Source organism: Actinorectispora metalli (assembly GCF_056323685.1).
Genome location: NZ_JBREYE010000001.1, coordinates 2,355,435 through 2,381,789, shown reverse-complemented (window position 1 = coordinate 2,381,789; position 26,355 = coordinate 2,355,435). Strand labels below are relative to the sequence as shown.

Genomic DNA, 26,355 nt, shown 5'->3' with positions numbered 1-26,355 from the left:
CCGTTCGTCGTCGTGCAATCGCGACAGCCGGTCTCGTGCTCGCATTGCTCGCTCCCCTGACCGCCTGCGGCGACGACTCCGGCGCGGGCACGCTCACCGTGTACTCCGGCCGCAACGAGGGCTTGGTCGGCCCGCTGCTGGAGAAGCTGAAGGAGGCCACCGGGGTACCGGTGGAGGTCCGCTACGGCGACTCCGCCGACTTGGCCGCGAAGCTCGCGGAGGAAGGCGACGCGAGCAAGGCCGACCTCTTCTTCTCGCAGGACGCGGGTGCGCTCGGCCTGCTGGCGGGCAAGGGAATGCTGGCCACGCTGCCCGAGTCGGTACTCAACACCGTTCCCGTGGGCTACCGCGCGAAGGACGGAAGCTGGGTGGCCACGTCGGCGCGGGCCAGGGTGGTCGCCTACAACCCGGGCCAGGTCGCGGCGGCCGATCTGCCGCCGAGCGTCGACGCGCTGACCGACCCGAAGTGGAAGGGCCGCATCGGCTACGCGCCGACCAACGCCTCCTGGCAGTCCTTCGTCACGGCGCTGCGCCTGATCCGCGGTGAGCAGGCGGCCAAGGACTGGCTGCTGAGGTTCAAGGCCAACGAGCCGCAGCGCTTCGGCAACAACAACCTGATCCTGGACGGGGTCGACAAGGGACAGATCGCGCTGGGGCTGGTCAACCACTACTACTGGTTCGAGCGGGCGGCGCGGGACGGCGCCGACAAGGTGACCGCCCGGCTGCACTACATCAAGGGCCAGGACCCGGCCGCGCTGGTCAACGTCGCGGGCGCGGGCGTGCTGAAGAACAGCAAGGACAGCCAGGCCGCGATCAAGGCCGTGGAGTTCCTGCTGTCGAAGGAGTCCCAGCAGTACTTCGCCGACAAGACCGCCGAGTACCCGGTCGTGCCCGGGGTGTCCTCCACCAAGCACCAGTTGCCCCCGCTGTCCGAGATCGGCGGCGCCGACATCAACCTGAGCGAGCTTGCCTCGCTGCAACAGACCCAGGCGCTGCTGCGGGAAGCGGGACTGTCCTGACCTCGCTCCGACCGCGGTTCGGCGGCAGCCCGCCGCTGCTCATCGGGGCGGCGGTGGCCGCCGCGGTCGTCGCGCTGACCCCGTTGGTGTACCTGGTGGTCAGGGCACTGGAGCGGGGAGCGGCGGAGGCGCTGGACATCCTGCTGCGGGACCGCACGGTCGAGTTGGCGGTGCGCAGCATCGCACTCGCGGGCGCGGTCACGCTGGCCTGCGTGGTGATCGGGGTGGCCTGCGCCTGGCTGGTGGTGCGGGCGGAGTTGCCCGGTCGCCGGGTGTGGGGCGTGCTGCTCGCGCTGCCGCTGGCGGTGCCCTCCTACGTCGCGGGCTTCACCTGGATCTCGCAGTTCCCCTCGCTGGCCGGGTTCACCGGCTCCTTCCTGGTGCTCACCGCGGTGTCCTTCCCCTACGTGCTGCTGCCGGTGGCCGCCGCGCTGCGTGCCGCCGACACCGCGCTGGAGGAGGTCGCCCGGTCGCTCGGCCGTGGTCCACTGTGGACGTTCTGGTCGGTGACGCTGCGGCAGGTCCGACCCGCGGCGGCCGCGGGCGGGCTGCTGGTCGCGCTGTACGTGCTCAGTGACTTCGGCGCGGTGTCGCTGATGCGTTTCGAGGCGTTCACCCTCGGCATCTACACCAGCTACCGGGCATCTTTCGACCGCACACCCGCCGCCGTGCTGGGTTGTGTGCTCGTACTCCTGGCGGTGCTGTTGACCTGGGCGGAACTGCGGGCAAGGGGCAAGGCCGCGACCCGCGTCGGAAGCGGCGCCGCCCGTCGCGCCGAACCGGTGCGCCTCGGTGCCTGGACCGTGCCCGCGCTGGCGTTCCTGGTGGTGGTGCTGGCCGTCTCGCTGGGCGTACCGGTGGGCAGCCTCGGCCACTGGCTCACCATCGGCACCGCCTCGCTGGACCTGCCCGATCTCGGCGCGGCCACCCTGAACACCCTGCAACTGTCCGCGCTGGGCGCGGTGCTGACCACGCTGCTGGCCATCCCCGTCGGCGTGCTCAGCGCCCGGCACCGGTCGGCGGGCGTGCGCGGGCTGGAACTGGCCGCCTACGCCGGGCACGCGCTGCCCGGCGTGACGGTCGGTCTGGCCATGGTGTTCCTCGGCATCCGGGTGCTGCCCTGGATCTACGAGGAGCCCGAACTGCTGGTGCTGGCGTACGCCGTGTTGTTCCTGCCGGTGGCGATCGGCGCGGTGCGCACCGCGGTGGCGGGCGCGCCGCCGGTGCTGGAGGAGGTGTCCCGGTCGCTGGGCAACGGCAGGCTGTCCACCCTGCGGCGGGTGACGCTGCCGCTGGCCGCGCCCGGTGTGGTGGCCGGGGCGGCGCTGGTGTTCCTGACCTGCGCCAAGGAACTGCCCGCGACGTTGTTGTTGCGGCCCACCGGGATGGACACCCTGGCCACCGAACTGTGGACGAGCACCGCCATCACCGACTACGCGGGCGCGGCACCGTTCGCGGCGGTGCTGGTACTGGTGTCGGCGCTGCCCGCGGTGGCGTTGGACCGGGTGCTGCGGACAAGAGAGCGGGTGGACGCATGAGCGGCCTGGTGATCAGCGGGCTCGCTGCCGCCTACGGAACCGACCGGGTGCTCGACGGCGTCGATCTCACGGTGCCGTCCGGGACGCTGGCCTGCGTGCTCGGCCCGTCCGGCTGCGGCAAGACCACGCTGCTGCGGGTGCTGGCGGGCTTCCACCCGCCGAGCGCCGGCACCGTGCATATCGAAGACGCGCTGATCACGCACCTTCCCCCGGAACGCAGGGGCATCGGCGTTGTGCCGCAGGAGGGTGCGTTGTTCCCGCACCTGTCGGTGGCCGACAACGTGGCGTTCGGCCTGCGGCGGACGACGCGGGCGCAACGCGCCGACCGGGTCGCGGAACTGCTGGCGCTGGTCGGGCTGGACGGTTACGACGCCAGAATGCCCGCGGAGCTTTCCGGCGGGCAGCAGCAGCGGGTGGCGCTGGCCAGGGCACTGGCGCCGCGGCCGAGGCTGGTGCTGCTGGACGAGCCGTTCAGCGCGCTGGACGCCGGGCTGCGGGCAGGCCTGCGCATCGACGTCCGCGCCGCGCTGCACGCCAGCGGCGCGACAGCGCTGCTGGTCACCCACGACCAAGAGGAAGCCCTGGGCACAGCGGACCTGGTGGCGGTGATGCGGGACGGCCGGATCGCGCAGGCGGGCACCCCGCAGCAGGTGTACTCCGCACCCGCCGACCTGGGCGTCGCCCTGTTCGTCGGCGAGGCGATCACCCTGCCTGGCAAGGCCGATGGCGACCGAGTGGAGACCGCACTCGGCGCGGTGCCCCTGCGGACGGAGGCCCACGGATCAGGCCAGGCGGTGCTGCGACCGGAGCAGATCCTGCTCACCGCGGGCGGGCGGGACGCGGTGGTGCGGGACATCATCTTCCACGGCCACGACGCCACCGTGCTGCTGGACGTGCCGGGCCGGGCCGAGGACGTGCGGGCCCGCGTGCAAGGCGCGGTGACCGCCCGGCCCGGCGACCGGGTGTCGCTGTCGGTCGCGGGCCGGGCGAACTTCTATCAGGGCACCGACAACTCGTAGAAGCCGCGGCCGAAGGTGGCCGCCACCAGCCTGCGGTTGGCCGGGTCGTACTCGAGGTCGTCCACCGGCACCATCGGCAGCCCGGTGCCGAGCCGGTGCCAGCCGCCGAACCCGAGCAGGCTGCCGAACACGCCCTGGTCGGTGGCGACGATGACGCGGTTGCGGCCCGCCAGGATCACGTCGTTGACCGGTGCCTGCGGCAGGTTACCGGTGAGGTCGGTCCAGGACTGGCCGAAGTCGCGGGTGACGAGCACATGCGGGCGGTCGGAGCCCGAGCGGTAGCCGGACAGCGTCACGTACGCGGTGCCGGGGTGGTGATCGTCCACCGCGACCCTGGTGACCCACGGCTGGTCGGCGAGCACCTTGAACCAGGTCTTGCCGAGATCCCTGGTCACCCACACCCGGCCGTCGTCGGTGCCCGCCCACAGCGTGTTCGCGTCCGAGCGCGCCGCGGCCACGGTGGTGATCGTGCCGTAGGGGTAGCTGTCCTTGCCGGGGCCGCCGGTGAGGTCGGGGCTGATCACGGTCCAGGTGCGGCCGTTGTCGACCGAGCGGTTCAGCTTGTTGCCGCCGTAGTACATGACGTCGGGGTTGTTCGGGTCGAACTGCAGCGGGGTGAACCAGTTGCGGCGGTCGGCGGTGGTGGCCGGGGTGAAGAAGACCATGTCGTCGCCGCCGTTGACCGAGCGGAAGCAGTTGCCGTACTGGTAGCAGGCGAAGACGTTGTTCTTGTCGCGCGGGTTGATCAGGTTCTCCTCGCCGTCGCCGCCGAGGATCTCGTCGAAACCGCCCTGACCCCAGGACCGCAGCGAGCCGTTGTCCTGGCTGCCGCCGGAGATGCGCCCGGTGTCCTGCGGGGTGATCGCCCCGCTGTAGAGCTGGGTGTACGGCTCGTGCCGTGCCTTCACCCAGCCGCCGTTGCCGTCGGTGTCCGAGCGGTAGACGCCGCCGTCGTTGCCGAGGTACACCCGGGACGGGTAGCGCGCGTCCCACACCATCGCGTGGTGGTCGACGTGGATGGAGGAGCTGTCGAAGGTCCAGCTCTGCCCGCCGTCACGGGAGGTGCCCAGCGGCACACCGGCGAGGTGGACGTGCTTGGCGTCCTTGGGGTTCACCCACACCTTGCCGAACCACCAGCCGAAGGTGTTCTGCGAATCGCTCAGCGCCTTCGTGGTGGGAAGCTGCTGCCAGCTCTCGCCCGCGTCGGCGGAGGTGTACATGCCTTGGAACAGGCCGTCGGTCTTGATCACGATGCTGTAGAGCCTGCCCGGCTCGCCCGGGGCGACGCCGAGGCCGATGCGGCCGACGTCGACCGACGGCGCGGGCAGTCCGCCCGCCAGCCGCTTCCAGGTGAGGCCCGCGTCGTCGGAGCGGAACACGCCGGAGCCGATGCCGCCGTAGGTCCGCTTCTCCGGGGTGCGGCGGTGATCCCACATCACGGCGTACACCCGCCGGGGATCGGTCGGGTCGATGGTGACCTCGGTGGCGCCGGTGAACTCGGTGTCCGGTGCCAGCACCCGCCGCCAGGTGCCGCCGCCGTTCTCGGTGAGGTACACGCCGCGGTCGCCGCCCGCCGAGTACAGCGATCCGGTCGCGGCGACCAGCAGCCGGCCAGGGTTGGCCGGGTCGACCGCGATGGCGCCGACGGCCCCGGAGTCGGGCAGCCCCACCGGCTGCCAGGTCCGTGCCCCGTCGGTGGAGCGGTAGACGCCGGTGCCCTCGTAGGTCACGCTGCCGCCGCCGGGGTTGGGCTCGCCGGTGCCGACGTAGAGCGTGCCGTCTGCGGCGGTGACCACCGAGCCCATGGCCTGGGTGAGGTCGTCGGGCCAGGCCTGGGCGAAGGTCTGCCCGGCATCGGTCGAGCGCCACAGTCCGCCGCTGGCCGCGGCCGCATACACGGTGTCCTTGTGCTGCGGATCAAGGGCGAGGCCGATGATGCGGCCGCCGATGTTGGTCGGTCCGAGGCCGCGCCAGGCGGGTCCGAGGGCGGGAAGCGCGCGGGCCTGCTCGGCCGCGACGGCGTAGGCGTGCCGCGGGATCGTGCCGCCCGGCATCGCCTTCTGCAGGAAGCGGTGCTCCGCGGGGGCGGACGGGCCGCGGACAGGCCGGTACTCGCCGGGCTGGCCGGTGCCGGGGGGCGGGTCGAGTGCGGTCGCGGGCACCAGGGCGCCGCCGAGAAGAGCCGAGATCAGCACTGCCGAGGTGGGCAGGAACCACCGGATTCGCATACCCGCGCACGGTAGGGCGCGATGTGTGCCGATTCCACCGCCTTCCGGGGGTCATGTCCCCTTAGCGGGCAACCATCGAAAAATGGAAACGTCGCCGACCTGCTTAAAGCACAACGCCATAGCAGACCACCCATGACAGGATGCCTGCCGTGGACTGTGCAGCTCTGAAGCAAACGGTGAACCGGCTCTGGGACTCGACGGTGCTGCCGAGCCTGTCGGATCTGGTGGCGATTCCGGCCCTGTCCCCCGGTTTCGATGAGAACTGGGCGGCGAACGGCCAACTCGACGCGGCCATCGCGCACGTGCGGGACTGGGTCGCCACCCGCGAACTGCCCGGTGCGGTGACCGAGGTGGTCCGACTGCCGGGCCGCAGCCCGGTACTGCTGGTGGATGTTCCGGCCACCGCGGGCGCGGAGGACGAGGGCACCGTGCTGCTGTACGGGCACCTGGACAAGCAGCCGCCGCTGGGCGGCTGGAGCGAAGGCCTTGGCCCGTGGACCCCGGTGGTTCGCGACGGCAGGCTGTACGGCCGCGGCTCGGTGGACGACGGGTACGCGGGTTATGCGGCGGTCACGGCGCTGGAGGCGCTGCGCGTGCACGGCGGCTCGCATGCTCGCTGTGTGCTGCTGCTGGAGACCGGCGAGGAGTCCGGCAGCCCCGATCTGCCCTTCTACCTCGAGTCGCTGGCGCAGCGGCTTGGCGAGGTGAACCTGGTGGTCTGCCTGGACTCCGGGGCCGCCGACTACGAGCGGATGTGGCTGACCACCTCGCTGCGCGGGCTCGCGCAGGTCTGCCTGACGGTGCGGGTGCTGGACAGCGGGCAGCACTCCGGGATGGCCAGCGGCGTGGTGCCCAGTTCCTTCCGGGTGCTGCGGCAACTGCTGGACCGCCTGGAGGATTCGGCGACCGGCGAGATCCTGCTGCCGGAGCTTCGGGTGGAGGTTCCCGCCGACCGGTTGAGCGAGGCCAAGGAGACCGCGGGTATCGCGCCGGGGGTGTTGGCCGGGATGTTCCCGCTGTCGGGCGAGACCCGGCCGGTCAGCGCGGATGATCTCGACCTGCTGCTGGGTCGCACCTGGTGGCCCACCCTGTCGGTGACCGGCGCCGACGGGCTGCCCGCGGTGCCGGATGCGGGCAATGTGCTGCGGCCCTACACCTCGCTTGCCCTGAGCTTCCGGCTGCCGCCGACCGCCGACTCGGCGGCCGCGCTGGCGGCCATCGAGAAGGCGCTCACCACCGACGTGCCCTACAACGCGACCGTGGAGCTCAGCCGCACCGAGCATGCCGACGGCTGGAACGCACCCGCTTTCGCGGGCTGGTTGACCGCCGCGATGGATGAGCTGAGCGGGGAGATCTTCGACGCGCCGTGGCGGACCCTTGGCGAAGGCGGATCCATTCCGTTCATGGGGCTGCTGCACGCGACTTATCCGGATGCGCAGTTCGTGGTGACCGGTGCCCTAGGACCGGACAGTAATGCACACGTACCGGACGAATCATTGCACCTCGCATTCGCCGCGAAAGTGACCGCCGGTATTGCCTGCCTTCTGGACGCGCACAGCAGAAAGTAATGATCACTGTGACGGTTGGCATTCCAGCTTTCCTATGGGTGACATAGGAAAGCGCTGTCTTATTCTTTTTGCGCCCACCGTGACAGACACGTGACCCAGAAGTGTGTACCGTTTGTCCCCTGAATGGCAGGATCGGATCACTCCGAGAAACCTGCACTTCGGGAGTAAATGGTCATGGCGCATAACTGGGGTCCGTCCAAGGCGTTACTGTCCGCCGCGCTGTCACTGGCATTGGCCGCGACGGTGAGCGGCTGCGGGGGCGGGACGGCGGACAGGTCCGGTATCGGTGTCGCCCTGGTCCAGGAGAACCAGCTGACCTCCTGCATGTTCCTCGAGGTCGAGCCGTTCCAGTTCAAGGAAGGCTCGGACATCGTCGGCTTCAACGTCGACATCGGCAACCTGCTCGCCGCCGAACTCGGCCTCCAGCAGAAGATCGTCGAGTTGCCGTTCGAACTCATCGACACCGGCGAGGCGCTCAACGCCGAGCTTTGCGATGTGGTGCCCGCCTCGCTGACGATCACCGAACTCCGGCGTCCGCTGATGGAGTTCTCCGACCCCTACTTCTCGGCGAACTTCGCACTGCTGGTGAAGAAGGACTCCGGAATAGAGCGCTTCGACCAACTGCGGGGCAAGAAACTCGCGGTGCAGGCCGCCACCACCGGCGAGGACTACGCCGCCGAACGCGGCGCGGGCGTGGAGTTGGTCAAGTTCGAGGAGCCGATCGCGCAACTCGCCGCGGTCAAGGCGGGCAAGGTGCACGCGGCACTCAGCGACAACGGATCGATCCTGGCATATGCGAAGAAGAACCCGGAGTTGGCGGTCGCCGAGGAGATCGAGACCGAGGACGAATACGGGATCGCCGTTCGCAAGGGCAACGAGGAACTTCTACAGAAGGTCAACAACTTCATCGCCAAGATCAAGGACAATGGCGAGTACGACCGGGTTTACGAGAAGTGGCTCGGCAAGAAGCCTGATCGCGGCTGATTCTTCCGTACCACCACCGAGCCCTGGACCGGGCGATTGTCACTCTCTGTTGTCCTACCCATACACGAGAGTCACTCGGCATTTATCTGAGGTCTCAACCTGATCTCGCCCGAACGGCCCTAAGATGCCACTCACCTGGGCGTATACGTGTGAAAATGTGCGTTCCGTAATGAATATGTGACCGATAGAGTGCTAGGCGACCCACTCGACGGATGGCAGTATCCCCCTCGCTCGGAAGAACCACGCTACGAGGAGTGACGCCTTGGCTAAGGGATGGCGGCACCCGATTCTCGCGTTGCTGCCCGCCATGGCACTGGCGGCGGCGGTAAGCGCCTGCGCGGGCGACACCGGCAAGTCCGGCAACCAGGTGCCCCTCGTGACGGATGGCCAGCTCACCACCTGCACCTTCCTGGAGTTCGAGCCCTTCGAGACCATGGACGGCGACAAGATCGTCGGCTTCGACATCGATCTGGTCGGCCTGATCGCCACCGACCTCGGCGTCGAGCAGAAGGTCGAGAACGTGCCGTTCGAGCTGATCGGCAGTGGTGAGGCGCTCAACGACGAGCAGTGCGATATCGCGGCGGCGGCCATCAGCATCCGCGACGACCGCAGGCCGCTGATGGACTTCTCCGAGCCCTACTTCGCCGCCCGCCAGGCGCTGCTGGTCCGCAAGGACTCCAACATCACCGACTACGCCCAGCTTCGCGGCAAGAAGCTGGCGGTGCAGAGCAAGACCACCAGCGAGGACTACGCGGCCACCCGCGGCGCGGGCATCGACATCGTCCGGTACGAGGACTTCGACAAGCTCGTCGCCGCGGTGAAGTCCGGCGCCGTCGCCGCCGCCATCAACGACAACGGTCCCGCGCTGGCCCTGGTCCGGCGCTACCCCGACCTCGCGGTCGTGCAGGAGATCGAGACCAACGACCAGTACGCCCTCGCGGTGCGGTCCGGCAACGAGAAGCTCCTCCGCAAGGTGAACCAGGTCCTCGAGAAGATCAAGGGCAACGGCGAGTACGAGCGGCTGTACGAGAAGTGGTTCGGCCGCAAACCGGCGCAGGGTTGACCGGCCATGCCGAGCGCTCGGACCGCTGAATGTCGAACTCCGAGCGCGAGCCCCACCCATAGGCATCGAACAAACAGGCGAGTTGCAATTTCCAATGTGAACGACCCCCATTGTCCTGCACTGATGCGCGTTAACTTCCGGCCCATCCCCGGTGTTTACGCGACCATTCGGGGGATGCGTGGCCTTCAAACAGATGGCACGATCCGGTATCTCAATCGAATCAGGTTATGAGAGGTAATAACGTGGCGAGGAGAAGGCGTCATCCCGCAATCATCCTGCTGCCAGTGCTCGCGCTCGCGATGGCCGGTTGCGCACAGCGAATCGACTCGGGCTCGAACGCGTCGGACGGAAGCATCTCTTTCGTGAAGCAGGGTCAGCTGACCACCTGCACCCACCTGCCCTACAAGCCCTTCCAGTTCAATCAGGACGGCAAGGAGGTCGGCTTCGACGTCGACCTGGTGGATTTGGTCGCGAACAAGCTGGGCGTCAAACAGGAGATCATCGACACCGCGTTCGAAGGAATCGAATCCGGCGAAGACCTCAAGACGCTCAAGTGCGACCTCGCGGCGGCGGCGATGACGATCACCGACACCCGCAAGAAGGTCATGGACTTCTCCGACCCGTACTTCGAGGCCGACCAGCAGCTGATGGTGAAGGCGGATTCGCCGATCGCCTCCCTGGCCGACCTGCGCGGCAAGAGTCTCGGCGTGCAGCAGGCGACGACCGGCGCCATCTACGCCAAGGAACGGGCCGCCGAGTTCGGCTTCGAGGTCCGCGAATACGAAGACCTCGCCCTCCAGGCGAACTCGGTGAAGACCGGCGCGGTGGACGCCGCCATCAACGACAACGGCGTGCTGCTGGACTTCGTGAAGAACAACCCGGACACGAAGACCACCGCCAAGTTCGACACCAACGAGTTCTATGGCCTCGCCATCCGCAAGGGCAACGACGCGCTCCGCAACAAGGTCAACGAGATCCTGCAGGAGTCGAAGAAGAACGGCGAGTTCGAAAAGATCTACGTCAAGTGGTTCGGCGTCAAGCCCGACCAGCAGGGATAACTAGAGTCCGTATGTCGGAGCCCAGGCGATCCGCCTGGGCTCACCTCTTCAAGGAGCTTCAATGGCACTGTCCAAGCGGAAACGTGCCGAGGTCTTCCGCCGGGTGCAGTACGGCCTCCTCGCCGTCCTCGTGCTGGTGCTCGCCCTCGTGGCGGACTGGGGCGAGATCACCAGAGCGTTCTTCGACTTCAGCACCCTGCCTCCGCTCTGGCCGGAGATCATCACCACCGCGCTGATCAACACGATCACCTACACAATCCTCGGCTTCGCCTTCGCCCTGCTGCTCGGCCTGATCCTGGCCCTGATGCGGCTGTCGTCGGTGCCGCCCTACCGGTGGCTGGCCACCATCTACATCGAGTTCTTCCGCGGTGTGCCGGCGCTGCTGGTGTTCATCGCGCTGGGCTTCGGCATCCCGCTGGCATTCGGGCTCCGGTTCGACACCTACTCCACGGTCATGCTCGCGCTCGGTCTGGTGGGCTCGGCCTACATCGCCGAGACGATCCGCGCGGGTATCCAGGCGGTGCCCAAGGGGCAGGTCGAGGCGGCCCGGTCACTGGGTATGTCGCCGACCCGCACCACGGTGACGGTGGTGATCCCGCAGGCGTTCCGAATCATCCTGCCGCCGCTGACCAACGAGCTCATCCTGCTCACCAAGGACTCCTCGCTGATCTACCTGATCGGGCTGGCCAGGCCGGAGTTCGAACTGACCAAGTACGGCCGGGAGGGCATGAACGCGACCGGCTCGATGACGCCGCTGCTGGCGGCGGGTTTGTGCTATCTGATCATCACGCTGCCGCTGTCCCAGCTGTCCCGGCATCTGGAGAAGCGGACCGGCGGTAAGAAGATCAGCTCGCCGGAAGCGACCGGATTGAAGGTGTCCGCATGAGCAGCCAGCCCGACCAGGTGATCGAGGTGACCGGACTGAAGAAGTCGTTCGGTCCGCTCGAGGTGCTCAAGGGTGTCGACCTCGCGGTGCGCAGGGGCGAGGTGGTCTGCGTGATCGGGCCGTCCGGTTCCGGCAAGTCCACGCTGCTGCGCTGCGTGAACATGTTGGAGGAGCCGACCGACGGGACGATCAACGTCAACGGCAAGGAGCTCACCGATCCGGACACCGACCTGGACACCGCCCGCCGCAGCGTCGGCATGGTGTTCCAGCAGTTCAACCTGTTCAGCCACCTCTCGGTGCTGGACAACCTGACCATCGCGCCGCGGAAGGTGCTGCGGGCGAACCGGGCCGAGTCGGAGAAGCTCGCGAAGGAGAACCTGGCGCGGGTCGGCCTGTCCGACAAGGAGAACGCCATGCCCGCCCAGCTTTCCGGCGGGCAGCAGCAGCGGGTGGCCATCGCCAGGGCGCTGACGATGAAGCCGAACGTGATGCTGTTCGACGAGCCGACCTCGGCGCTGGACCCGGAGCTTGTCGGCGATGTGCTGGCGGTGATGCGGGCGCTGGCCGAGGACGGCATGACCATGCTCGTGGTCACCCACGAGATGCAGTTCGCCCGCGAAGTGGCCGACCGCGTGCTGTTCATGGACGACGGGAAGATCGTCGAGGAGGGACCGGCCGCCGACGTGATCGGCGCCCCCAAGCACCCCCGCACGCAGGCCTTCCTCAAGCGCGTCCTCGACCCGGTGCACGCCTCCGAGGTCGTCCTCTAGAAGCGGCTTTCGCCACCAAAAGTCCCCGCCGAGGGGCTTTTGGTGGCGAAACGCGTGATAACACCCGGTTGGTGCAGCCTGTTGCACTTGTCCGGGACGATCTCGGCATTCATGGTCATATCCATGTCGCTACGGATCGTGTCAGCGGAAGCAACCGGTCTGTTCATCGGGACCGAGCAAGACCCACTCCAGGTCGTGCGGATCGCCGTGGACGGCGCCCGCGGCGAGGTGACCGCGCGGATCGAGGGCGCGGGCATCGGCTGTCCGGGCACCGTCACCTCGGTGATCGCGGCCAAGACCGAGGCCGAGCCGCTTGGCGACACCATCGAGATCGGGGTTGCCACCCCCGGCGCCGCCACCGGGGACGTGCTCACCGGGCTGGCCCTGGTGGAACAGGGCGATGAGCAGGCCTCCGCCTCGTTCCAGCTTCGGGTCGCCGAACCGGGCTGGACCATGCACATGGTCAGCCACTTCCACTACGACCCGGTGTGGTGGAACACCCAGGCCGCCTACACCAGCGACTGGGACGCGCTGGACTTCCCCGGCTCGCCGCGCAACTCCTTCCAGTTCGCCGGGTTCGACCTGGTGAAGGCGCACCTTGAGCTCGCGTTGCGGGACGAGGTGTACAAGTTCGTGCTGGCCGAGGTGGACTACCTCAAGCCGTACTGGGACACCCACCCCCACGACCGGGCGGTGCTGCGGCGGCTGATCGCGGAGGGCCGCGTCGAGATCATGGGCGGCACCTACAACGAGCCGAACACGAACCTGACCACGGCGGAGAACACCATCCGCAACTTCATCCACGGGCTCGGGTTCCAACGGCACGTGATGGGAGCCCAGCCCGCGACGGCCTGGCAGTTGGACGTGTTCGGCCACGACCCGGCGTTTCCCGGGCTGGCCGCGGACGCGGGTCTGAGCTCAAGCTCCTGGGCTCGCGGGCCGTTCCACCAGTGGGGTCCGATGGAGTCCCGCGACGGCATCAAGGGTGACCCGCGGCGGATGCAGTTCGCCAGCGAGTTCGAGTGGATTTCCCCATCGGGCCGGGGCCTGCTCACCAGTTACATGGCCGACCACTACTCGGCGGGCTGGTGGATGGACTCCTCGGTGTCGCTGGCGCAGGCCGAGGCCGCGACCTACCTGCTGTTCCTCGGCCTACAGAAGGTGGGGACCACCCGCAACGTGCTGCTCCCGGTCGGCACCGACTACACGCCGCCGAACAAGTGGGTCACCCGCATCCACCGCGACTGGTCGCAGCGGTACGTGTGGCCGAAGTTCGTCTGCTCGCTGCCCAGGGATTTCTTCGCCGCGGTCCGCGCCGAACTCGCGGAGCGGGCCGAGGAGCCGAGCCCGCAGACCCGCGATATGAACCCGATCTACACCGGCAAGGACGTTTCCTACATCGACACCAAGCAGGCCCAGCGGGAGGCCGAACTGGCTCTGCTGGAGGCCGAGCGCTTCGCGGTGTTCGCGAATCTGCTCACCGGGGCGCGCTACCCCGACGCCGCCTTCGCCAAGGCGTGGGTGCAGCTGATCTACGGCGCGCACCACGACGGGATCACCGGCTCGCAGGGCGATCAGGTCTACATCGACCTGCTCGGCGGCTGGCGGGAGGCGCACGACCTGGCGGTGGGCGCGCGGGACAACGCGCTGCGGGTGCTGAGCGCGCAGGTGCGGGGCAGCGGGCACCGGGTGGTGGTGTGGAACTCGCTGAGCGCCGACCGCACCGACCTGGTCACCGTGCGCCTGAACGAGCCCGCAGGGTCGGTGGAGGTGGTGGCCGAGGACGGCACCGTGCTGCCCGCGTTGGTGGAGCACGACGGGCACAGCGTGAGCTTCGTCGCCAAGGACGTGCCCTCGCTGGGCTGGCGCACCTTCACTCTGCGCGAGGCCCAGGGCGCGGACGCGGGCTGGCGGGAGGCGGAGGGCACCGAGATCGCCAACGACCACTACCTGCTCGCCGTCGACCCGGACCGGGGCGGCTGCGTGCACAGCCTGGTGGAGTTGGGCGAGGGCCGCGAGCTGATCACCGAGGGCAAGGTCGGCAACGAACTGGCGCTCTACGACGAGTACGCGAGCCACCCCCGCTTCGGGGAGGGCCCGTGGCATCTGCTGCCCAAGGGGCCGGTGGTCGCCTCGGGTTCCTCGCCCGCCAGGTCGGTGCGGCTGCTGCGGTGTCCGATCGGCGAGCGCATCGAGGTACTCGGCCAGTTGGGCAGCGTGCGATATCGGCAGCTGATCACCCTCTGGCAGGGCGTCGACCGGGTGGAGCTGTCCACCGTGGTGTCGGAGTTCCACGGCGCCGACCAACTGCTGCGGGTGCGCTGGCCCTGCGCGGTGCCGGGTGCGCTCCCGGTCAGCGAGGTGGGCGACGCGGTGATCGGCCGGGGCTTCGGGCTGATCGACGTGGACGCGGGCAAGCACCCGTGGACGCTGGACAACCCGGCGCTGACCTGGTTCGGGCTTTCCGCGACGGCCACCGTCAGGGTGAATGACGTGGCCAGGCCGATCTCGGTGGCGGAACTGGTCGCACCGGGCCGCCGCGAGACGGCGGAGTTGGGCAGGCGGCTGGCGGTGGCGTTGGGCCGCAGCGGTGTCACCTCGACCTGCGGTGTTGGGGGCGGTCCCCGCTACGGCGACCTGTCGGTGGACTCGAACCTGCCGGACACCCGCATCGCGCTGGGCGGGCCCGCGGAGAACTCCTTCACCGCCGAGGTGCTGCGGCGGGCGGGCGCGGAGTACACCGAGGAGCTGAACCGGCAGTTGGAGACGGCGGGCACCGCCGTGGTGTGGGTGCCCGCGGAGCGACCGCTGGCGGAGGTCTGGGTGCCCGGCGCCGACCTGCGGGACGCCCGCGCCCTGCCGACGCTGATCATCGCCGGGGCCGACCGCGAGGCGTTGCAGACCGCGATCGACGTGGTGGTCGCGGACCTGGACGACCACGAGATCGCCGTCGCGCAGCGGCCGTCCGATCCCGGCACCGCCGAAGGCCGCACGGTCGCGATGCTGAATCGGGGCATCCCGGGTTTCGCGGTGACCAGCGACGGCACGCTGCATGCCTCGCTGATGCGCTCGTGCACCGGCTGGCCGTCCGGAGTGTGGATCAACCCGCCGCGGCGCACCGTGCCGGACGGCTCCAACTTCCAGCTTCAGCACTGGTCGCACACCTTCGAGTACGCCATCGCCAGCGGCGAGGGCGATTGGCGCACAGCGGGTATCGGAGCGGCGGGCGCGGCCTATTCGCGGCCGCTGCTGGCCGTGCCGGTCGAACCGGCGGCGGAGGGAGTGCTGCCTGGCCACGGTTCGCTGCTGCGGGTCGACCCGGCGCGGTCGGTGGTGCTCGGAGCGGTGAAGGCCGCCGGGAACCCGCTGACCAAGGGCAGCGCCGAGGCGGCCGATCCCGGTGTGCGGCTCGCACTGCGGCTGGTGGAGACCCTCGGCGAGGGTGTGACGGCGCAGGTCGGGTCCTCGGTGCTGCGGTTCTCCGAGCCGGTGCGGGCCGATCTGCTGGAGCAGCCCGGTGAGCCCATGCTGACCGCGGCGGAGGACGGAACGCTGCGGCTTCCGCTGGGGGGCTTCGAGATCGCCACCGTGCTGACCACCCCGGAGGTACTCACCCCGCCTGTTGATGTGCCGGTGCCGCTGGCGCCCGAGGCCGAACCGGCCCAACCCCTGTACGCCCGGTACTGGCTGTACAACACCGGGCCCGCGCCGCTGGGCGGGTTGCCCGCCGCGGTCAGTCTGTCCGAGCGGGCGCTGGAGATCGAGGCGGGCGACCAGCGGAGCGTGCGGCTCAGCGTCGCGAGCGACCGCACCGATGGGCCGCTGCGCGGAACGGTGGAGGTGCTGGTCAGCGAGGGCTGGACGGCCGATCCGCCCCGGCTCGCGTTCGAGTTGGGCCCTGGTGAGCACCTCACCGAGCCGGTGCGGATCGCCGCGCCCGGCAGCGCGCGGCCGGGGCTGCACCTGGTGCGGGCCAGGCTTCAGCTCACCGATCCGGAACTTCCGCCCAGCTGGCACCAGCCCGTCGAGGACGTGGCGACGGTGGTGGTGCCGGAGTGGCATCCCAACCTGCTCGGCGTGGAACTGCCCGGGGTGCACATCCTCGACTGGCCCGATGCCGCGCCCGGTGATCTGCTGCGGTTGGTCGGCGGGCCTGCGGATGTGCGTGTCGCGCCCGGGGAGCGCGGCGAGCTGGTGGTGACGCTGGCCAATGGTGCGGCGACGGCGCTGCCGGTGGAGGCGCGGCTGATCAGCCCCTGGGGTACCTGGGAGTGGCTCGGGCCGTGGGCGGTCGGCGGCGAGGTGCCCGCGGGCGGCAGGCTGGACCTGCGCTTCGGTGTTTCGGTGCCGCCCTGGGTGGCGCCGGGAAGCTGGTGGGCGCTGGTGAAGGTCGGCGGCGGCGGGCGGTTGTTGTACTCGGCGACGGCGCGGATCGAGGTGGGAGCCGGGTGAGCATCGCGGCATGGGTACACGCGGCGCGGATCGAGGTGCAATCGGTGACCGTCGCGGCGCGGGTGCACGACTTCGCAGTGCCGGCGCGGATCGAGGTGATCGCCCGATGAACGCCGCGGCATGGGTGCACGACATCGCGGTGCCGGTGTCCGATGTGGATGACAGGGAAGCCGTGCTGCGGCAGCGCACGCCCGCGGGCAGGCTGCCCGCGGCGGGCACCAGCGAGGGCCGCCAGCTTCGGCGCTGGCTGGTGCAGCTGATCGCCGCCGAGCGCGTCGTCGCGGCGGAGGCGCACCGCAGGGGGCTCGGTCCCGACGGCCCGCGAGTCGCGGAGATCGCGCCCAGCGGTGCGGCGCTGCTGGAGCTTGGCAGCGTCGCCGCGGCGCTGGTGACCAACGACGTCACCGCCCGAGCCGTGTTCGCCGCCGTGACCGCGGGGGTGACGGTGCCTGAGGCAGAGGTCGCGGGCTACTTCCGGCGCAACCCGGACGTGTTCCCCGCGGCGGCCGAGTTCGGCGAGGTCCGCGCGGACATCGAGGCGCGGCTGCTTGGCGCGGCGCGGCGGGCCGCGTTCGTGGAGTGGCTGGACCTGCGCCGCGCGGAGGCCGTGCGGCTGGCCCCCGGCTACGAGCACCCCGGTGATCCGCGGCAGCCCGACAACACGCACCGGCACTGAGCGTCGACCACCCGCACCACGGACAATGCGTGCATGGCTGATCCCGTACTCGCGATCGACGTCGGCGGCACCAAGATCGCGGCCGCGCTGGTGGACGACCAGGGCACGATCCACCGGCACAACAGGGCCGCGACCCCGACCGGAACGGCCGACCAGGTCTGGGACGCGCTGGTCTCGGCCGTCCAGCCCGTGCTCGCGGACCGCCCCGCGCTGCGGGGTGTCGGAGTGGCCAGCGCGGGGCCGGTGGATTCGGTGGCGGGCACGGTCAGCCCGATCAACATCGACGGCTGGCAGGCGTTCCCGCTGCTGGAGCGGGTGCGTGAGCTCGTGCCAGGTGTCGAGGTCGAGTTGGCCGGGGACGGGCTGTGCATGGCACTCGGCGAGCACTGGATCGGAGCGGGCCGCGACGCGCGCTCGGTGCTGGGCATCGTGGTGTCCACCGGCATCGGCGGCGGGCTGGTGCTCGACGACAAGCCCTACGGCGGACGCACCGGCAACGCCGGGCACATCGGGCACATCGTGGTGGAGCCCGACGGTGAGCCCTGCACCTGCGGTGGCCGCGGCTGCATCGAGACGGTGGCCAGTGGTCCGGCGCTGACCCGGTGGGCGGAGGTCACCGGCTGGCGGGCGCCCGGGGAGAAGGCCACCGCGGAGATGGTGGCCGCCTCGGCCGCGGCGGGTGACGAGGTCGCGCTGGCGGCCTTCCGGCGCAGCGGCACAGCGGTGGGTCTTGGCATCGCGGGTTCGGCGGCGCTGCTGGACCTGGACATGGTCATCGTCGGCGGCGGGGTGGCCAAAGCGGGCAACCTGTTGTTCGACCCGATCGAGCGAGCATTGGAGACCCACGCGCGGCTGGGCTATCTGGACGGCCTTCGGGTCGTCCCAGCTCAGCTGGGTGGTGACGCCGGTGTCATCGGAGCGGCCGGGCTGATTCATGGTCGCAGTTGAGAAAATCGGGTTGCGACTTCTGGATTAGGCCGATCAGGTCAACTCCCTTAAACGGTAAACACTCTCAGGGAATGACCTTGACGTAATCCACCGGGCGGAAGCACTCTGTGCATAGCCATTGCGCCGAAAAGCCACTGGGGGAGGTGGATGAGGGCGCGGCAGGGTCGGCGGCCGCGCCATGACCGTGGACCAGCCGACCCGCGAGTACTGTCCCTGCCTGGCAGTACCGCGGTCGCGCACGCTTTCCTCGAGGGGGTACGTTCACCGTGACGGTTTACGGTATCGACATTTCTCACCACAATGTCGATGGCAAACCGCCGATCAATTGGCGGTCGGTCGCAGGAAACAACATCCGTTTCGCATGCATCAAGGCCACCGAGTCCACCAGCTACACCGACCCGACGCTGGGCCGCAACGCCGATGGCGCGCGCTCGGTGCAGATCATCCCGGGCGGGTACCACTTCGCCCGCAACGCGAGCATTCCGGCGCAGGTGGAGCACTTCGCCTCGGTGCTGGAGCGGCACCACCTGATGAAGCCGGGCGCGCTGGTGCCGATGCTGGACATGGAGGACGCGGCGCTGCGCGGCAGGGCCAACGCGTTCGTCAGCGAGTTCGTCACCCGCTTCCGGGCTCGCACCGGAATGACCGACATGCTCGTCTACGCGAATCTGGACTGGTTCACCAACGTTCTCCGTCCGAATGACTGGAACGACCAGAACCTGCACCTCTGGATCGCCCGCTACAACGGCAAGCCGGGCAATCCCGGCTGGTCACACCCGCGTTTGGTGCTGCACCAGCACACCAGCAGCGGTTCCGTCCCCGGTATTTCGGGGAATGTCGATCGAAACGCCACGGTGCCGGGTGCGGATTTCAACAGCCTGGTCGTTCCCGATCTCGCGGCGGGAAGCGGAGCGGCCGAGACGGCAGACGCTCCCGCGAACTGAATATCCGCGGGAGCGCCGTCGAAATAGCGTTAGTGGGCCACGCCGGCGATCGGCTTCAGTTTCGGATCGCCATCGTCGGCGTGGTAATCCCCAACTGCGGTTTCGTCGGTTCCGTTGAACACCCGCATCCGACGCAGCACCCAGGTGGCGATCACCGCCGTGACCAGGTTGCCCAGCAGCGCCACGAATCCCACGAAGATCTGCACCTTCGAGTCCGGGAACGGGTGCCAGCCCAGCAGTGACAGCTTGTCCAGCGTGAGCGCCGAGCCGCCGAAGTGCGCCTTGCCGGTCTTTGCGTTGGGGATCTGGTACAGCATCCACATCCCCCAGGCCATTCCCGCGAACCAGCCGGCGATCAGCGCCCTGCGGTGGAACCAGCGGGTGTAGAGCGCGATGGCCACCGCGGGCAGCGTCTGGAGGATGATCACGCCGCCGATGAGCTGGAGGTCGATCGAGTACTGCGGGTCGATGAACACGATGAAGGCGACCGCGCCGAACTTGACCACCAACGAGGCCAGCTTGGCCTGCTTGGCCTCCTGCTCCGGGGTGGCGCCCTTGTGCATGAACTCCTTGTAGATGTTGCGGGTCCACAGGTTGGCCGCGGCGATGGACATGATGGCCGCTGGCACCAGCGCGCCGATTCCGATCGCGGCGAAGGCGACGCCGGTGAACCAGGACGGGAACTGCTGGTCGAACAGCACCGGCACGATCGTGTTGCTGTCCGGCCGGCCGGTGGCGTTGTTGGTGATCGGCTTGGTCACCGCGGCGATGGCCATGTAGCCCAGCAGCGCCAGCATGCCCAGCAGCAGCGAGTACGCGGGCAGCGCCGACATGTTGCGCTTGATCACATTGCGGCCCTTGGCGGCCAGCACACCCGTCACCGCGTGGGGGTAGAGGAACAACGCCAGCGCCGAGCCCAGGGCCAGCGTCGCGTACTGAAGCTGGTTGTTGGGGCCGAGCAGGATCGACCCGGCGGGCTGCCCGGTGGCCGGATCGGGGGTACTCAGCTTCTTCTCGGCCGCACCGAAGATGGACTCCCAGCCGCCGAGCTTGAGCGGCAGGTAGATCACCGCGACGAGGATCACGATGTAGATCAGGATGTCCTTGACGAACGCGATCAGCGCCGGGGCACGCAGGCCGGACTGGTAAGTGTAGACGGCGAGGATCACGAACGCGATGAACAGCGGGGCGTGGCCGAGGAAGCCGCTGCTGTTGAAGCCCATGGTGCGCAGCACCGCCTCCAGCCCGATGAGCTGGAGCGCGATATAAGGCATGGTCGCGAAGATGCCGGTGATCGCGACCAGCAGCGACAGGGTCTGGGAGCCGTAGCGGCCCTTCACGAAGTCGGCGGGGGTGACGTAGCCGTGCACCCTGGAGACCGACCACAGTCGCAGCAGCGGCAGGAACACCAGCGGGTAGGCGATGATCGTGTACGGCAGGGCGAAGAAGCCCATCGCACCGGCGCCGAAGAGCAGCGCGGGCACCGCGACGAAGGTGTAGGCGGTGTAGAGGTCACCGCCGATGAGGAACCAGGTGATCCAGGTGCCGAACTTGCGGCCGCCGAGGCCCCATTCGTCGAGGTGGTTGAGGGTGTCGCCCGCCTTCCAGCGGGATGCCACGAAGCCCAGCACGGTGACCACCGCGAAGAGCACCGAAAAGACGATGATCTCGGTCCACTGCAAGCCGTTCACCTGCGGTCCCCCTCGTCCAGGTCGTCAACGCCGAGGCGGTCCGGTTTGCCGGTGACGACCGGCGCCTGCCTGGTCTTGAGGTACACGGTCATGGTGCACAGCACCCCGACGACGATGAAGGCGAACTGGATCCAGTAGAAGAACGGCATACCGAACAGCTGCGGGTCCTTGCGGTTGAACAGCGGGGTCACGAGTGAGACGAGCGGCACCAGCAACAGCAGGTTCCACGCGGAGACCCGTAGTCCGGCGCGGTCGCCCGCTGGGGACCGCCGAGGTGCACCGGGCATGACTTCCTCCCCAAGCAACGCCTGGCGGGCAGGCTCCACGACGAGCCTGCCCGCAGGGAAATGCGTGCGCACACCCTAAGCGTTATACGGTCGTTGGTCCCCGGTGATCGGCCGCTTCGTTGTAGTCCTGTCGCGAACGCCCTAACCTGTTGGTCACACAAAGGTGCCGATCCGTCGCACAGTGTTGAGGAACTAACGTGAGCAGGTTGCGACATGCAGGCGGTACGGTGGCCCCGTAAGAGTTGAAGGGATCACCATGGGCATGGCGCTACGGCCGCCGCACTCGGCTGTTCGTGCGACGGTGGCCTGCCTTGGTCTGCTCGGCGTCCTGTTGCTTTCCGGCTGCGGGCGGCCCGCCCATGACGAGAACGCCTTTCAACCCGATGCGCGTGACTCGGTGAACGGCACCCGGCAGCCCCAGCACCAGAGCCCGGCGACCGTGCCCGAGGTGGGCTCCTGCATGACGGCCAAGAAGTTCATCCAGGTCGATTGCAGCCAGCCGCACGATATGGAGATCGCCTCGGTGCAGACACTGCCCGAGGACGCCTCGGCGCCGTTCCCCGGTGACGGGGCGCTGTCTACCGTGTCCATCCCCCGCTGCCGCGAGGCGCTGCCGGATTACCTGGGCAGCAGGGACTTCGACGCCACCCGCGTGCAGGCCTGGGTGTTCTGGCCGTCGGCGGGCGAATGGGCCAAGGGCGACCGCTGGTTGTTCTGCTCGGCCATCGAGATCGGCCCGGACGGCGAGTCCAAGCAGCGCACCGGCCAGCTTCGCGGCGCGCTCGCCGCCGAAGGCTTCCACGCTTTCCAGACCTGCACCTCCGGCTCACCCAGCCGGGACGCGCGGCTCAACAGCGTCGGCTGCGAGCAGCCGCATCTGGCCGAGGCGGTGCCCGGCGCGCTCGTCCTGGGCCGGTCGCAGGATTCGCTGCCGCCCAAGGACAAGATGAACAAGGCGGCCCAGGAACATTGCAGGCGGGTGGTCACCGACTACCTCGCCACCGACCGCCGCGCCGACATCACCAGCACCTGGCGGCTGCCCTCCCAGGTCAGCTGGGCGCAGGGCTACACCACGGTGGTCTGCTACGCGGAGGCCGAGAAGCCCGTCAACGGCCGCCTTCGCGGCATCGGCAGCGATCCCCTTCCGGGCTGATCACGCCTGCCGCCGAAAGGCATTGGCGCCGGATCCTCCTTCTCCAGTGGAGTGAAGGGTGGCGGCCGACACTGTCCGCGGCCGCGGTCCGCAGCGGGGGGATTCGATGCGCAGACGTGGAATGTCGTTATTAGCCGTGCTGACAACGCTGTCGGCGCTGGCGGTCGCCGGTTCGGCCCAGGCCGATCCGGTGGTGCCCGAGAGATATCTCGAACAGAAGATCGCCTGGAAGCCGTGCTTCCCCGGTGGTCCGCCACCCGGCCTGCCCCCGGGAGCGGAGCGGCTGGAGTGCGGTTCGTTCTCTTCACCGCGGAACTGGAACAACGCGGGCGAGAAGCAGGACATCGTGATCGCCGTCAGCAGGCTGCGGCCCGCGGCGGGCGAACCGAGGCGCTCGGTGCTGACCAACCCGGGCGGCCCCGGCGCGCCGGGCAGGCTGATGCCGCTGGGATTCCTGCACCGCAAGAAGCTGGTCGACAACCTGGAGATCATCGGCATCGACGTCCGGGGCACCGGCGACTCGACCAACGTGAGCTGCGGTGACGCGCGGTACCCCGACTACGACCCACGCGACCGCAGCCCCGGCAACCTCGACCTGATCTACAGCGGGTTCGAGCTGATGGCGAAGACCTGTCAGGTCCGCTCCGGCGAGTTCGGGCGGTTCGTGAACACCGAGCAAACGATGCGGGACTACGACCTGCTCCGTCACCTGCTGGGCCGGGAGAAGATCAGCTGGCTCGGCTACTCGGGCGGCACCTGGATGGGCTCGCACTACGCGGCCTACTACCCCCAGCGCGTGGACAAGTTCGTGCTGGACTCCAACACCGAGTTCACCGCCTCCTGGCAGCAGGCCTTCGGCGTGTTCGGCCAGGGTTTCGAGCGTCGCTTCCGCCAGGACTTCGCGCCGTGGGTGGCCAAGCACGAGTCGCGCTACCACCTCGGGACGACCGCCGAGGAGGTCCGGCGCAGCTACGAGTACGCCCGCACCAAGCTGACCGAGCGCAAGCTCACGATCGAGGGCGGCGGCGAGTTCGGGCCGCTGGACCTCGACTTGCTGCTGTTCACCGGCATGTACAGCAAGTACACCTTCGCCGACTTTGCCACCGACTTCGCCGCGGTCCGGGCGGCGGTGGACTCGCAGGCGGGCACGGTGGTGATCCGACAGGGTTCGATCATCGACCAGCTCAGCGGTCCCGCGCTGGCCACGCTGTACTCGACGCTGTGCAACGACACCCCGTGGCGGGGCGACCGGGCCTTCCTCATCCGCGAGGCCGAGCGGCTCGGTCCGAAGTACCCGCTGGCGGGCTGGCTGCAAGTACACGCGCCGTGCATCTCGTGGCAGCGGCCGCCGCTGGAGTTGAAGCGGCCCACCGGGGCGGGCGCGCCGCCGATCCTGATGGTGCAGTCGGTGCACGATGCGCCGACGCCGATCGAGGGCGCGCGCCGGGCGCACGCGAAGCTGGCCGGTTCGGTGATGCTGACGGTGACCGGCGAGGGTGATCACGGGATCTACGCCTCCGGGAACGCCTGCGTTGACGACATCGTGGAGGCGCACCTGGTCGACGGGGTGCTGCCGGGCAAGGACCTGACCTGTGCGGGAATGCCCATCCCCGATCCGACCGCCCGCCAGCCTGCGACCGCGGGAAGCCCGGTCTACGAGGTGCCGCGCTGGCACCGGGCAGCAGGGCCGCTGCCGCGATAGGGGTGAATGTGGTGGCGGCCGGAAACGCAGGGCGCCGGCCGCCACCTGCAGGGCGACTTCGATCAGTCGCTGGCCGGGAGGTTCCTCGGTCGGGGGGCCGTGGAATCTCCCGCTGTCCCGGTGTCGGTCAGCTCTACGCCATCTCCGTGGCCGCGCCAGGATGGGGACATCCGCACCATCGCAACGGCAGAGACGGCCAGTGCCAGCATTGCCAGTCCGGCGTGGAACATGGCGACCTTCTTAGCTCCCGCTCCCCGGCGCTCTTCGGCAAGCACCGGCTCGCAGGTGTGAGCTGCGTTACTTCCTACACCGTAGAGACGCATTAGATCCCTATCGGTTGGCCATAGCCAGGTTTCCGGAAAGTTTGAACTGGCAACCAATAGCCGCCGTGCGATGGCACGCGTCAAGAAATCCCCGCCGGTTGGGCCAAAGCCCGCACGGGCTGCGATCGCTCGCCCGATACTGGCGGGCGTGAACAATGACTGTCCAGACTGTGCCTCGTTGGGTGATCCATGCTGCGTTGCCCACGGTCACTCCCGGCACGGGGCGAGCCAGGAGACTCCCTCGACGGAGCCCCAGTTCGCCCCGGACACCATCCTCATCAAACAGGCCGGCAAGGCTCACCGGCCCGGAACTTGCATCCACCTCACCGAGTCCAAGGTCAAGCCGCCCAAGTGGGGCTGGATCATCTCGCCGGGTCAACACGTGTGGGACCAGATCAGCGAGGCCGATCCTGTTCATGCCACGGGTGGGAACACAAAGCTGTCCGCGACCAGTCGATGCGAAGGCTGCATGGGAACCCTCCGCTGACCAGCCGAGCGATGGGCACCGCCTGGAGGGCGAGCCGAAGCAGCCGGCCCGCCCCCGGTGATCACGGATCAGTCCACGGTGCAGGTGAGGTTGCGGTCGGGGAGTTTGCCGGTCAGGTAGTAGGAGTTGATGGCGCCGTCCACGCAGCGGTTGGGCAGGTTGCCGAATACGCCGTGGAGGCGGGCCTCCAGGGTGACCAGGCGGGAGGCGCGCAGGTCGCGGTGTAGTTGGACGCCCTCTTCGTAGAGGGTTCTGGTGTCGCCGGTGGAGGCCACGATCAGGGCCGGTACATCGTTGTGGATGCGAGTCGGGCGTTCGCGTGGGGCTTCCCGCCAGAACGTGCACGGGCTGACGTTGTTCACCATCGGGCCGAAGATCGGTTGGGTCTTCCTGGTGCGCTCGATGTTCCGCCAGTACCGCTCGGGCTCGCGCTCGGCCTCGACGTCACCGCAGAGAACAGCGGATTGCCAGGAGGCGTAGTCACCGCCCTCGGTCGAGTCGAGCAGGCGGAGGTAGAACTCCAGTTCCGGTTTCGGGGTGACGGGCTTGCCCGCGGCTGCGTCGTGGAGTAGCCGGACGATGTCGGCCAGCTCGGCGTTCTGGCGGGCGTCGGCCACGGGGCCGAACAGCATCAGCGGGACGAACTCGTGGCCGAGGGTGTACTTGCCGATCTTCAGTGGCTTATGGGCCGCGGTGTGGATGACGCGTTCGATGCCTGCCAGGACTTCGGCGCGGGTGCGGCCTAGGGCGTACTTGTCGTGTTGGGTGGCGGCCCAGTCGGCCCACTCGTGCAGGGCGGCCTCGTTCGCGGGGCCGGTGTGGGCGAAGCTGGGGCTGTAGCGGCGGTAGTCCACCGCGCTGTCCAGCACGAACCGGTCGGTGCGGTGCGGGAACAGTTGGGTGTAGACGCTGCCCAGGTAGGTGCCGTAGGACCAGCCGAAGTAGGAGATCTTCCGCTCGCCGAGGGCGGCGCGGACGATGTCCATGTCCCGTGCGGTGTTGCGGGTGGAGACGTGCGGCAGGACGTCGGAGTTGCGGTCCCAGCATTGGCGGGCCCGCTCCTTGCTGATCTCGACTTGGCGGTCGAAATGCTGCCTGGTCAGGCCTGCGGAGCCGAACATGTCGATGCCGGGCCAGCCGCAGCTCAGCCCCGTGCTGCGGCCGATGAAGCGCGGGTCCATGCCGATCAGGTCGTAGCGGGTGCGGACCTGCTCGGTCATGGCCTCGCGGGTCTCCAACGGCATCTGTATGGCTGGGCCGCCGGGGCCGCCCGAGTTGTGCAGCATGACGCCGATGCGGTTGCGGGTGTCGGTGGCCCGCAGGCGGGAGATGGCGACGGTGATGGTGCGGCCGTCGGGCCTGCTGTAGTCCAGTGGGACGGTGACGTCGGCGCACTGGGCGCCTGCCTTGTCGAGTTCCTCGTGGTTGCAGGACTTCCAGTTCAGTTTCTGGCGGTGGTAGCGGTCCAAGCCGTCGTGGGCCTGGGCGATCGGGGTGAGGGCGGTCAGCGCGAACGCCGCGACCGCGGCACCCAGCACTGCCTTGCGGATCTTCATGGT

General features: G+C 68.9%; 19 protein-coding genes. 15 read left to right on the top strand and 4 right to left on the bottom strand.

Annotated elements, in window-relative coordinates:
* Positions 1-35 precede the first annotated feature (35 nt).
* From ACU6XJ_RS11110 to ACU6XJ_RS11100, 3 genes are read left to right on the top strand one after another with little or no spacing between them, the layout of a single operon-like run.
* Entirely contained in the window at positions 36-1,019 is a 984-nt protein-coding gene (locus ACU6XJ_RS11110; RefSeq protein ID WP_476309407.1) for an iron ABC transporter substrate-binding protein, read from the top strand.
* A gap of 53 nt (positions 1,020-1,072) precedes the next feature.
* Positions 1,073-2,557, top strand: coding sequence for an ABC transporter permease (locus ACU6XJ_RS11105; RefSeq protein WP_476309404.1), 1,485 nt, complete (start codon positions 1,073-1,075; stop codon positions 2,555-2,557).
* Positions 2,554-3,576, top strand: coding sequence for an ABC transporter ATP-binding protein (locus tag ACU6XJ_RS11100; RefSeq protein WP_476309401.1), 1,023 nt, complete (start codon positions 2,554-2,556; stop codon positions 3,574-3,576). The genes ACU6XJ_RS11105 and ACU6XJ_RS11100 overlap by 4 nt, the downstream gene beginning before the upstream one ends.
* Here the strand turns inward: ACU6XJ_RS11100 and ACU6XJ_RS11095 are convergent.
* Positions 3,555-5,804, bottom strand: a complete 2,250-nt coding sequence (locus tag ACU6XJ_RS11095; protein WP_476309398.1) for a WD40/YVTN/BNR-like repeat-containing protein — start codon at positions 5,802-5,804, stop codon at positions 3,555-3,557. The two genes, ACU6XJ_RS11100 and ACU6XJ_RS11095, sit on opposite strands and share 22 nt — an antisense overlap.
* Before the next feature lie 140 nt (positions 5,805-5,944).
* On the opposite strand from ACU6XJ_RS11095, the gene ACU6XJ_RS11090 reads away from it, so the two are divergent.
* The 10 genes from ACU6XJ_RS11090 (at position 5,945) to ACU6XJ_RS11045 (ending at position 19,153) form a co-directional block, all read left to right on the top strand.
* Positions 5,945-7,372, top strand: a complete 1,428-nt coding sequence (locus ACU6XJ_RS11090; RefSeq protein ID WP_476309395.1) for a M20/M25/M40 family metallo-hydrolase — start codon at positions 5,945-5,947, stop codon at positions 7,370-7,372.
* A gap of 174 nt (positions 7,373-7,546) precedes the next feature.
* Complete coding sequence (locus ACU6XJ_RS11085; protein WP_476309393.1) at positions 7,547-8,356, top strand: ABC transporter substrate-binding protein; 810 nt, start codon at positions 7,547-7,549, stop codon at positions 8,354-8,356.
* Positions 8,357-8,618: 262 nt separating this feature from the next.
* Positions 8,619-9,419 carry a transporter substrate-binding domain-containing protein gene (locus ACU6XJ_RS11080; RefSeq protein ID WP_476309390.1) on the top strand — a complete coding sequence of 267 codons (801 nt, stop codon included), beginning with the start codon at positions 8,619-8,621 and terminating at the stop codon, positions 9,417-9,419.
* Between the two features lie 227 nt (positions 9,420-9,646).
* Positions 9,647-10,477: a transporter substrate-binding domain-containing protein gene (locus ACU6XJ_RS11075; protein ID WP_476309388.1), complete on the top strand. Its 831-nt coding sequence runs from the start codon at positions 9,647-9,649 to the stop codon at positions 10,475-10,477.
* A 61-nt stretch (positions 10,478-10,538) separates the two neighbouring features.
* The gene (locus ACU6XJ_RS11070; RefSeq protein ID WP_476309386.1) at positions 10,539-11,363 is read left to right on the top strand and encodes an amino acid ABC transporter permease; all 825 of its coding nucleotides are present in this window, start codon (positions 10,539-10,541) and stop codon (positions 11,361-11,363) included.
* Positions 11,360-12,133 carry an amino acid ABC transporter ATP-binding protein gene (locus ACU6XJ_RS11065; protein ID WP_476309384.1) on the top strand — a complete coding sequence of 258 codons (774 nt, stop codon included), beginning with the start codon at positions 11,360-11,362 and terminating at the stop codon, positions 12,131-12,133. Before ACU6XJ_RS11070 ends, ACU6XJ_RS11065 begins: the two co-directional genes overlap by 4 nt.
* A gap of 123 nt (positions 12,134-12,256) precedes the next feature.
* Positions 12,257-16,585 carry a glycoside hydrolase family 38 N-terminal domain-containing protein gene (locus tag ACU6XJ_RS11060; RefSeq protein ID WP_476309381.1) on the top strand — a complete coding sequence of 1,443 codons (4,329 nt, stop codon included), beginning with the start codon at positions 12,257-12,259 and terminating at the stop codon, positions 16,583-16,585.
* A 106-nt stretch (positions 16,586-16,691) separates the two neighbouring features.
* Positions 16,692-17,261 carry a DUF7158 domain-containing protein gene (locus ACU6XJ_RS11055; protein WP_476309379.1) on the top strand — a complete coding sequence of 190 codons (570 nt, stop codon included), beginning with the start codon at positions 16,692-16,694 and terminating at the stop codon, positions 17,259-17,261.
* Between the two features lie 33 nt (positions 17,262-17,294).
* On the top strand, positions 17,295-18,209 hold the full coding sequence (locus tag ACU6XJ_RS11050) for an ROK family protein (RefSeq protein WP_476309377.1): 915 nt from the start codon (positions 17,295-17,297) through the stop codon (positions 18,207-18,209).
* A 266-nt stretch (positions 18,210-18,475) separates the two neighbouring features.
* Positions 18,476-19,153 (top strand): glycoside hydrolase family 25 protein, encoded by a 678-nt coding sequence (locus ACU6XJ_RS11045; protein ID WP_476309374.1) that lies wholly within the window; start codon positions 18,476-18,478, stop codon positions 19,151-19,153.
* Between the two features lie 29 nt (positions 19,154-19,182).
* Here ACU6XJ_RS11045 and mctP read toward each other — a convergent pair whose 3' ends face one another.
* Both mctP and ACU6XJ_RS11035 read right to left on the bottom strand, forming a co-directional pair.
* The gene (gene mctP, locus ACU6XJ_RS11040; RefSeq protein WP_476309371.1) at positions 19,183-20,844 is read right to left on the bottom strand and encodes a monocarboxylate uptake permease MctP; all 1,662 of its coding nucleotides are present in this window, start codon (positions 20,842-20,844) and stop codon (positions 19,183-19,185) included.
* A complete protein-coding gene (locus tag ACU6XJ_RS11035; RefSeq protein WP_476313932.1) occupies positions 20,841-21,131 on the bottom strand; it encodes a DUF3311 domain-containing protein in 291 nt (96 codons plus the stop codon). Before ACU6XJ_RS11035 ends, mctP begins: the two co-directional genes overlap by 4 nt.
* A 256-nt stretch (positions 21,132-21,387) precedes the next feature.
* Between ACU6XJ_RS11035 and ACU6XJ_RS11030 the strand changes: the two genes are divergently transcribed.
* Together ACU6XJ_RS11030 and ACU6XJ_RS11025 are read left to right on the top strand one after the other, a co-directional pair.
* Positions 21,388-22,284, top strand: a complete 897-nt coding sequence (locus tag ACU6XJ_RS11030) for a septum formation family protein (protein ID WP_476309368.1) — start codon at positions 21,388-21,390, stop codon at positions 22,282-22,284.
* A 136-nt stretch (positions 22,285-22,420) separates the two neighbouring features.
* Positions 22,421-23,986, top strand: a complete 1,566-nt coding sequence (locus tag ACU6XJ_RS11025) for an alpha/beta hydrolase (RefSeq protein WP_476309365.1) — start codon at positions 22,421-22,423, stop codon at positions 23,984-23,986.
* Positions 23,987-24,864: 878 nt separating this feature from the next.
* On the opposite strand, the gene ACU6XJ_RS11020 is transcribed toward ACU6XJ_RS11025, so the two are convergent.
* Positions 24,865-26,352 (bottom strand): alpha/beta fold hydrolase, encoded by a 1,488-nt coding sequence (locus tag ACU6XJ_RS11020; protein WP_476309363.1) that lies wholly within the window; start codon positions 26,350-26,352, stop codon positions 24,865-24,867.
* Positions 26,353-26,355: the final 3 nt, after the last annotated feature.

What these genes read in the sequence shown, in the direction of transcription:
- ACU6XJ_RS11030 (WP_476309368.1), top strand. Translation starts at nt 21,388, where the DNA reads ATGGGCATGGCGCTACGGCCGCCGCACTCGGCTGTTCGTGCGACGGTG.
- ACU6XJ_RS11100 (WP_476309401.1), top strand. Translation starts at nt 2,554, where the DNA reads ATGAGCGGCCTGGTGATCAGCGGGCTCGCTGCCGCCTACGGAACCGAC.
- ACU6XJ_RS11035 (WP_476313932.1), bottom strand. Translation starts at nt 21,131, where the DNA reads ATGCCCGGTGCACCTCGGCGGTCCCCAGCGGGCGACCGCGCCGGACTA.
- ACU6XJ_RS11020 (WP_476309363.1), bottom strand. Translation starts at nt 26,352, where the DNA reads ATGAAGATCCGCAAGGCAGTGCTGGGTGCCGCGGTCGCGGCGTTCGCG.
- ACU6XJ_RS11095 (WP_476309398.1), bottom strand. Translation starts at nt 5,804, where the DNA reads ATGCGAATCCGGTGGTTCCTGCCCACCTCGGCAGTGCTGATCTCGGCT.
- ACU6XJ_RS11075 (WP_476309388.1), top strand. Translation starts at nt 9,647, where the DNA reads ATGAGAGGTAATAACGTGGCGAGGAGAAGGCGTCATCCCGCAATCATC.
- ACU6XJ_RS11050 (WP_476309377.1), top strand. Translation starts at nt 17,295, where the DNA reads ATGGCTGATCCCGTACTCGCGATCGACGTCGGCGGCACCAAGATCGCG.
- ACU6XJ_RS11060 (WP_476309381.1), top strand. Translation starts at nt 12,257, where the DNA reads ATGTCGCTACGGATCGTGTCAGCGGAAGCAACCGGTCTGTTCATCGGG.
- ACU6XJ_RS11085 (WP_476309393.1), top strand. Translation starts at nt 7,547, where the DNA reads ATGGCGCATAACTGGGGTCCGTCCAAGGCGTTACTGTCCGCCGCGCTG.
- ACU6XJ_RS11090 (WP_476309395.1), top strand. Translation starts at nt 5,945, where the DNA reads ATGCCTGCCGTGGACTGTGCAGCTCTGAAGCAAACGGTGAACCGGCTC.
- ACU6XJ_RS11065 (WP_476309384.1), top strand. Translation starts at nt 11,360, where the DNA reads ATGAGCAGCCAGCCCGACCAGGTGATCGAGGTGACCGGACTGAAGAAG.
- ACU6XJ_RS11055 (WP_476309379.1), top strand. Translation starts at nt 16,692, where the DNA reads ATGAACGCCGCGGCATGGGTGCACGACATCGCGGTGCCGGTGTCCGAT.
- ACU6XJ_RS11070 (WP_476309386.1), top strand. Translation starts at nt 10,539, where the DNA reads ATGGCACTGTCCAAGCGGAAACGTGCCGAGGTCTTCCGCCGGGTGCAG.